This is a genomic window from Crocosphaera watsonii WH 8501, from assembly GCF_000167195.1.
GTDB classification, from domain to species: Bacteria; Cyanobacteriota; Cyanobacteriia; order Cyanobacteriales; family Microcystaceae; genus Crocosphaera; species Crocosphaera watsonii.
In genome coordinates this window covers 1-8,212 of the sequence record NZ_AADV02000180.1, presented here as the reverse complement: position 1 = coordinate 8,212, position 8,212 = coordinate 1, and the positions used below count along the sequence as shown (strand labels likewise).

5 protein-coding genes and 3 pseudogenes are annotated in these 8,212 nt (G+C 39.0%); 4 read left to right on the top strand and 4 right to left on the bottom strand.

Annotated elements, in window-relative coordinates:
• The first annotated feature begins 237 nt into the window (after nucleotides 1–237).
• A complete protein-coding gene (locus CWATDRAFT_RS27680; RefSeq protein WP_007308090.1) occupies nucleotides 238–1,395 on the top strand; it encodes an IS4 family transposase in 1,158 nt (385 codons plus the stop codon).
• Nucleotides 1,396–1,700: 305 nt separating this feature from the next.
• Here CWATDRAFT_RS27680 and CWATDRAFT_RS34790 read toward each other — a convergent pair.
• A pseudogene (locus tag CWATDRAFT_RS34790) lies at nucleotides 1,701–1,862 on the bottom strand (zinc ribbon domain-containing protein); the annotation flags it as partial.
• A 219-nt stretch (nucleotides 1,863–2,081) separates the two neighbouring features.
• Between CWATDRAFT_RS34790 and CWATDRAFT_RS27670 the strand changes: the two are divergent.
• Together CWATDRAFT_RS27670 and CWATDRAFT_RS27665 are read left to right on the top strand one after the other, a co-directional pair.
• A pseudogene (locus tag CWATDRAFT_RS27670) lies at nucleotides 2,082–2,516 on the top strand (IS607 family transposase); the annotation flags it as partial.
• A 35-nt stretch (nucleotides 2,517–2,551) separates the two neighbouring features.
• Nucleotides 2,552–3,097, top strand: coding sequence for a transposase (locus tag CWATDRAFT_RS27665; RefSeq protein ID WP_007308092.1), 546 nt, complete (start codon nucleotides 2,552–2,554; stop codon nucleotides 3,095–3,097).
• 77 nt (nucleotides 3,098–3,174) lie between these two features.
• Here the strand turns inward: CWATDRAFT_RS27665 and CWATDRAFT_RS27660 are convergent, their stop codons facing one another.
• Together CWATDRAFT_RS27660 and CWATDRAFT_RS27655 are read right to left on the bottom strand one after the other, a co-directional pair.
• Nucleotides 3,175–3,978: a CPBP family intramembrane glutamic endopeptidase gene (locus CWATDRAFT_RS27660; RefSeq protein WP_007308088.1), complete on the bottom strand. Its 804-nt coding sequence runs from the start codon at nucleotides 3,976–3,978 to the stop codon at nucleotides 3,175–3,177.
• 302 nt (nucleotides 3,979–4,280) lie between these two features.
• Complete coding sequence (locus CWATDRAFT_RS27655; protein ID WP_007309723.1) at nucleotides 4,281–4,676, bottom strand: AbrB family transcriptional regulator; 396 nt, start codon at nucleotides 4,674–4,676, stop codon at nucleotides 4,281–4,283.
• Nucleotides 4,677–5,133: 457 nt separating this feature from the next.
• Here CWATDRAFT_RS27655 and CWATDRAFT_RS27650 point away from each other — a divergent pair, with 457 nt between their 5' ends.
• The gene (locus CWATDRAFT_RS27650; RefSeq protein WP_042712637.1) at nucleotides 5,134–6,138 is read left to right on the top strand and encodes a succinate dehydrogenase/fumarate reductase iron-sulfur subunit; all 1,005 of its coding nucleotides are present in this window, start codon (nucleotides 5,134–5,136) and stop codon (nucleotides 6,136–6,138) included.
• A 255-nt stretch (nucleotides 6,139–6,393) separates the two neighbouring features.
• Here CWATDRAFT_RS27650 and CWATDRAFT_RS40635 read toward each other — a convergent pair.
• Nucleotides 6,394–7,496: pseudogene (locus CWATDRAFT_RS40635) on the bottom strand (ISAzo13 family transposase).
• Nucleotides 7,497–8,212: the final 716 nt, after the last annotated feature.

The window sequence follows — 8,212 nt, the reverse complement described above, 5'->3', positions numbered from 1 at the left end:
CGGGCCAATCGCATTAAAATCTGAGATGCGTTATCCAGTAAAGATTTTAGAGTTTCAGTACAAATGAACGGCGATCGCGAAACCTCTTATGCAGTCAGCTTTTCAAAAATTAAATGCGATTGCCCTGCCCCCCCAAACTGTTTTGATGCGCGAGCGTCAACTCCTAAAAGAGAGAAAACAATCCGATTTTATGCTAATAATAATCAGATTGTCCTTAATCGTTTTATAACTTAAATCATGAGCTTTTTAGCAGTTTATGAATCTCATTTTACCAAACATTTAACACAAACACAGTTCGAGGCTTTTAGAATTTTACTGTGGTTGCTGACAGTACATAAACAGGTTAGAATAGAAAGGTTAGCAGCTTGTTTTCCTTTACCAATCCTTTATCAAAGTCGTCGTAAACATATCCAGAGATTCCTAGTTTTGTCAGCTTTAGCCATTCCCAGATTCTGGTTTCCTGTGATTAAAGCTATTATTTGTAAAGAATTTAAGACTGGCTCTCGTCTGATTATAACAATTGACCGAACCCAATGGAAAGATAAAAATGTTTTCATGGTTGCTGTTATCTGGAAAAAGTGGGCTTTACCCATCTATTGGACACTTTTAGGGAAAAGAGGAGCCAGCAGATTATCTGAACAACAGGCATTAATTCAACCTGTTCTTTGTCTTCTAAAAAACTATGAGTTAGTCATTCTTGGAGACCGAGAATTCCACAGTGTTAAATTAGCTTATTGGTTGAAACAAAAAAGTAAAAAACAAAAGTTATTCTTCGCTTTTCGTCAGAAACAAGGTACAAACCAGAAAAAAGATGATGAAGATTATCAAACTTTTTCGCAGTTAGGAATGAAACCTGGGATGAAGATGTTTTTAACTGGGGTTTCAGTCACTAAAAATAAAGGGTTTGGAAACTTTAATGTGGGAGCATATTGGAAAAGAAAATACAAGGGCAAACAGGAAAAAGAGCCTTGGTTTATTCTTACCAACTTAGACAGTTTATCAGAGGTCTTGAAAGTCTATCGAGCCAGGGCAGGTATTGAAGCTATGTTCAAGGATTGTAAGACAGGGGGTTATAATTGGGAGGGAAGTAAAGCCAATAATAAACGACTAAATTCCTTGATTTTATTAATAGCGATCGCTTACACTGCTACTTCTTTAAAAGGCAAAACATTTCGACAAACCAATCAAGGAAAATATATTGCTCGTCTAACTGAAAAATCAAGACGTGACCGAAGACATAGTAATTTTTGGATAGGACTTTATGGCTCTCTTTGGATTCACGCTTGGGAATTTTACTCTGATTTTATTTCAATTATGATGAGCAATAATCCCCAGAAACTCAACAATTATAAAAAAGGGTTACAAGCCATGTCCATAATAGATAAGACGGCTTAATTCCCCTATTTTATCTTAACATAAAATAACCAGTGGAAGATGATTTATTTTAGATGTAACTATCCAAAATAAACCAATTTTTATTATTTAATAAAAACTAATATTGCCCAAGGGGTTGATTTTGAGCATCAACCCTGTGGGGGGGAGGACGGTGTAACCCTCCTCCCCCCCACACACACGGCAAGAATGATTATCATTATTGTTTATTCTCAATAAGCCCTCTAGTTTTTGACAATTTATAGAGCGATCGCCACGGCTGAAACCCTCTTTCAATCAGGGTTTTAACGGGCTTGTCACCCCGTGAGTTTTTGAACTCTTGTGCCACAAACTGAGCAATCTTGACTGGTGAAATGGGGAGGGACAGCAATACAAACAATGCGATAAATCTTAGCAAAATAATTCAACCATTCAGTGAATTGATACCAAGACGCATCACTAATTGACTTAGATAGCTTACGATTCTTTACCGCCGACCCACCTTGAATTGAATTCAAGGCGTGGAATGCGCTGCCGCGTTCCTGCTGGATTTCAAATCCAGCAGGGTCGGCAGTGGAAAGCGGCGGTGCATTCCGCACCAAGTTTTTTACATTTAAAGCCTCATAGACTACCAAATCATTAGATTGGACTAATGATGCAGTAGGGTGAATATCTAGGTAAATCTAGGTAAAACTAGGTATAATGGTGTTATGCCGAGATATTTTACCATTGGAGAAACAGCCGACTATTTTGGTGTAAGCGTCGATACCATTCGACGTTGGGAATCTGAAGGTCGGATTACTTCCCAGAGAACCAAGGGAGGTCATCGACGATTTTTAGCTTCAGCCTTAGCAGGAATTGAAGAGGAAGAACGTAATGAAAAACCAACACTATGTTACGCAAGAGTTTCAACCAGAGATAAAAAAGACGATTTAGAACGTCAAGCTAATACCTTGGTTGCTTATTGCGAGAATAAAGGCTGGCAAGTTGAATTAATCAAAGATATTGGTTCGGGACTTAACTATAAAAAACGAGGACTCAATAAACTGATAGACAAAATTCTCAACGAAGAAGTCTCACGCTTGATTATTACCGATAAAGATAGACTTTTAAGGTTTGGAAGTGAGTTAATTTTCTCCTTGTGTAGTCATTATCAATTAGACATGGATTAAGAAATGTATTGACTGAACCAACTAATATCTATGCAGAAGATTTATCAACTCCTATTAACTCTAAAATTAAATCGAAGCGCATCAATCGAAAACTTAACCAATGGGTTAAAGGGGAATTACAGACTTCACTCGAAGAAATTGGACAACAAACGGGTTCAACCGTTAAAACCGTTTGTGCTGCCTATACCTCGCAAACTGATTTCCAGACGGGGACTCTCTTAGGGAGTCGGGTTGGAGATTGCTTTTACCGTTATAACGGGGAGGTATTGCAGAGTGATTACAATGCCGCTAATGTCATTGCTCATCGTGGTACAGATGAAGAAATTACTCGATATATGAAGTATCGGGAGGTTAGACGAGTATTGTTGCATCGTACCGTGCGATATCTGCACTCTATTGGATACAGTGTCAGTTATGCCACAGAACATGGTTGGTTATCAACTAAATTCAAGTCAGAAGCTTTGGCTGTAGAGTCAGAATATCCCCCGATGGGGTATCGGGGACGTTTAAGCTCTGCAAAGGGAGAGTTTATCCAACTCGAATTACCTTTGTAGAGATAACAGCAATTTAATCACATACCTAGATTTACCTAGGTTTAGTGTACCCCCACGAGCTTCAGCCGTGGGTGAGCTTACAGCCAAAACCATAATAGACAACAAGTGCCGAATAAACACAAAATACCCATTATTCCAGCTAAGGGTTGCTGATAAATACCAATTATCCAATCTTTACCTTCTCCTGTGTAGGAAATCATTTGGGCGGCATCTAAAGAAGCTAACCCCCACACCCAACCGGCATGAAGTCCCCCTGCTAACCAAATATTCCCTCCATCGGCCCATCTTGCTACCACCAAAACCATTCCCATTAACCACAGTCCAGGTAACTGAGGAATGGTGGTTTGTCTTTCCCATAGTAGATGAACTAAAGCAAAAATACTACTAACTATGATAGCACTCACCCAGGGGTCATAATCTTGTTCTAAAATTGTTTGAAAAATACCTCGAAAGACAAATTCTTCGTTTAAGGCTATCCAGATGGCTAATCCGAAAATCGGTGCAGCAACCTTCCCTAGCTGCTCTAGGTTCTCAGAGTCCCATTCTAGCCACCCTAAACCTCCTTCGATGGCAAAAACCACTCCTAACCCTCCCAAGCCCAACAAAACACCTATACAAAGGGAAATTAGGGTATTCCCTTGCCAGGATAATCCATAGTCAGATAATGAAGTGCCTTCGATCGCTATGGTTAACCAGCCTAAACAGGGAACCAATAAATACAAAGGTACTAACAAAGGGATTTTCTGTTCTGCCTCTAACGGTTGAAATGGTTTCCAGTGGAGGCTTTTACCCAAAAGTAAGGATATGGGTAGCCAAAGGGTTAACCATATTAGTAGGAAAAGAACTATTTTGCTCTGACTAGGAATCTCTTGGAGAACCATAAACCAATGGGGAAAGTGGGGGGGTAAAAATACTTCCCTTATGCTCGGATCTGGGGCTATAGCAAAACTATTTTCAACCGTTATCAATAACACGACGATGGCCAATAAGTAGTCAACTTCTTATCTGACCATAACATATTGCTTTCATGGTTGCTGTTTCATCATCTGCTCCCCATTTGTTTTAGGGGAGGGATCGCTTTTGCCCTTGTCCGATCAAACCCAGAAAGCACTAAAGTTTGACCTTTCCTTTTGACTTGGGTTTAGCGATTTTAGTCCCATGTTTAACTGGTACTCAGTAGTCTTTAGGCTGCCTCTTCTTCATCAGCACCTACTTGTTTAAGATGAATATGTTTGTAGCCTAATTTAATTTCAAATTCGTCCCCTGGTTTCAATCCCATCTGCTCAGTATAGGTGGAACCGATGACAATTTGACCATTTCTGTGAACACTAACTCTGAACGTAGGTTCACGGCCACGACCATCTTTAGTTGCCCCAGGTGCGAGGGGAACGCCTTTGGCTGCCAAAACAGCATCATAAAAGTCCGTTAAGTTAACACGAACTTGTCCTTCTTTTGTCACTGAGTAATAGCCACATTCTCTGGCTGTTTCTCGGCGAGGCTTATCGGATAAGCTTTTTATTTCTTGAAGTAGGGCTTTTCCGGTTAAGGGAGTAGGATTTGGATCAATGGTGTCAGCCATAATTCTATCAATGTCCTTTGATTTTCTCTCAATGATGAGTAGGTTGTTTCGATCATTATTGATCATATCAAAAATATAGCGTGAAATTCCTAAACTAAACAAAAAAAATTTCAAGAATTATGAAGTTGATCGGGGGTAGTTTAAGGGGGTAAATTTATTCTGATCGGCTCAAACTCAGATAAATTCCCTCTCTATCTCCTCTAGGGTTGTGGTTGTTGAACCTGAAAATAAAAGTAAAAAACTCCAGACTACATAGGTCTCAAACCTTGATCGTGCTTGAGTTGCTTGCCAATATTAACATAACTGATAATTGATAACTGTGAAGAGTTTGGGGAGTTTGGCACCGACAGGGACTTTAACGAAGTCAGAAGTCAACCCACCCCTAGCCCCTCCCAGGATGGGAAGTTCCTCAGAACGAGATAATATAGAAGAGATCCATCCATTTTATTATGTTCTTATGAAAGTATTGTTTAAAGTCTGGCGACAAAAACCGAAGAAAAGTCCCCAGCTAGAGAGTTATCAATTAGAAGTACAAGCTGGTAATACCATCTTAGAATGCTTGAATCGTATTAAATGGGAACAAGATGGTAGTTTAGCCTTCCGAAAAAATTGTCGCAACACTATCTGTGGTAGTTGTGGTATGAGAATTAATGGGCGATCGGCTTTGGCCTGCAAGCAAAATGTGGGACAAGAGTTAGAAATGATATCCGCTTCGAGTAATGGAGATATACCAACTATCACCGTTGCACCCTTGGGAAATATGCCAGTGATTAAAGATTTAGTGGTGGATATGTCTGGTTTTTGGGATAAACTTCAAGAGGTTGATCCCTACGTCAGTACCAAAGGGCGCAAGATTCCCGAGAGAGAATTTTTACAGACTCCCGATGAGCGATCGCAGTTGGATCAGACGGGTAACTGTATTATGTGTGGTGCTTGTTATTCTGAATGTAATGCTTTAACGGTTAACCCTGAGTTTGTCGGACCTCATGCTTTGGCTAAAGCCGAGCGGATGGTGGCAGACTCCCGTGATACAGGGACAGAGGAGCGTTTAGATAACTATAATCAGGTAGAGGAAGGAGTTTGGGGTTGTACCCGTTGTTATTATTGTAATGCGGTTTGTCCTATGGAAGTTGCCCCCATGGATCAAATCTCTCATCTCAAAGAAGAAATTTTAGACCGCAATGATGCTCAAAGTAGTCGCGCTATTCGTCACCGTAAAGTTTTGATCGATCTGGTGAAAGAGGGAGGTTGGATCGATGAGAGAAAATTTGGTGTTTATGTAGTAGGGAATTATTTCAAAGACTTAGAAGGGTTACTTTCTCTTGCACCCTTGGGGTTAAGAATGTTAACCAGTGGCAAGTTTCCTGTTGTCTTTGAACCCTCGGAAGGCAAAAAAGAAGTGCGATCGCTCATTGAAAGGGTACAAAATTATCAATTGAGTGACAAGGCTCTCAGCAGATAAATACCAATTTCTGTTAGTAGGGGTTAACGGCCGTTAAGGTGATTTCCAAGAAAAAGTTTCCCACCCATTCTCAGAATCTGTTTGTAGAACATCTCAAATAAGCGAAAAGGGAAAAATAAAAAGTTGTTCGCGGATACTTTCCGCGAACAAAAACCTCCCTATCTAAAAGAAAGAAATACGCTAACTTTTAAATTAGCTTTGACTATTTTTAAAAAGGAAATTCACTTAATTTTACACTCTTATTAACTTTTTAGACTAACTGGGTCTAATCAAAATATCCCATTTAGGTAAGTGAGGATTACGTTCTAAACGTTTCTCAATTTCCTTCATCTCTTTTTTCGTTAAAGAAATGCCTTTTTGATAAACTTTTTTACTTAACTTAACTATCGGATTTAAGCCTTTCCATGTCATAGTTTTTACCCAAGCTAACATCGTTTGAGCATTTCTCAGAAGTGTTCCGTTCCAATGCCTCTCTAAAATTCCCCAACATCTTTCTATGGGATTATATTTACTGTGATAAGGAGGAAAATATAGTAATTGAATAGATTTCTTAGTTTGGTCGGCAAACTCTACCATTCTCTTCAAAAATTGCCTTCTTATTCCACTATTTTCTGGTCCATTATCAACTTTAATTTGGATGTTCTCTAGTTGCTGCTTTTCAGTTATACTCAGACTTGTCCACCATTGCTCCAAGTTATCTACCATGAAATCACTCGTTTTATAAGAACTTCCAAAAGTTACATAAAGTTGCCCTGTATCTTCATCTACAATCCCACAAGGAACGTATTTTTCTTTAGTTCCCATATCATGATCTTGAGCTTGATTATAACCTCTGGTTTGTCCGCCACGTGAATATTCTCCTATTTCCACAGTTGCTTTACAATCCATACTTAAACGTTTCACAGAAGGGTCTTTTTTTCTATCTTTTTTCTCTATATTCTCGAAGATAGCGTCCGTCTCCGAGATTTTTTTTTAGGTTTAGCTTTTACCACTTTTCTTAATCGATAGCCCAAACAATTTAAAATATCTGCCATTGTCGAAGCAGCAGGAACCTCCTCTCCATTATATCCTAGATTTCTTAATTGTTTAATGGCTTCAGCCGCCGTTAATCTTGTATAGGCAATGGGGTTATTAAATGTGGGGTTTTGTTGTGCGTGAGCTTCGGCTATTTCTTTCAATGATTGGGCAACTATTGGGTATCTTTCCTCCCATTTTTTACATCCACTATTGACTGATTGTAATCCTAAACACACTATCCCAGTTCGTTTTTCATGTAATCCAAGTTGAACATTTTTTCTCCCCCAACCAAACACGATTTCGGTTTGTCTGGCACTTCCTCCACAATACTTGAGACACATTTCAGCTTGAAATGAACGACGCTCTGCTCCCGTCATTTTTGAGGCTGCTAAACGTAAATCATCGACCATCGACGGGGTTAAGGGATGATTTGTCTGTTTTAGCTTCAATTTACTCTCTCTAATCTTTTTACCTCTTCATTTTAATCTATTTCTTCTGTTTTTTCAGACGAGCCAATTATGAAATTTTAAAGTTGTGTACCAAGATCCGCTAACTCTCTGTTCCTTTTATTTCTTGAAAGCCTTTAGTCCAAGCGATTACCCCCTATGGGAAAAGCTTTCTCGGAAATCACCTTATTTCTTTTCCTTTCTGTTTACTAAAGTTGATTACTTGACGAGGGGTTCGGGGATGACTGGGACTCATTAAATCAGTTTAAGGTAAATTGCTTTAATAATTAAATTATAGCATATTTTATTCTAACAATCTAGTACTATTAGAGATTTTATTAATAATTTTTTTGGAAAAATGAGTGATTGATTTATCTTTTCATCTTTGTCTAATTCGGGTTGATTTTAACTTAAAATCTGACAACAGACTGTTGGTTGGGGAAATATGCGATCGCTCTGTTCAAACCCACTTCCTGTAAGGCTTCTGTGTTTGGCGATCGCAGATTTTGTGAGAAATTCGGGATAAGATGTCAAACTCTCAACCACAAGCAGGACAAGGTTCGCCTTTTGATTTTTTCACTCCCGAGTTATCACCCCCCGAAGATCATACA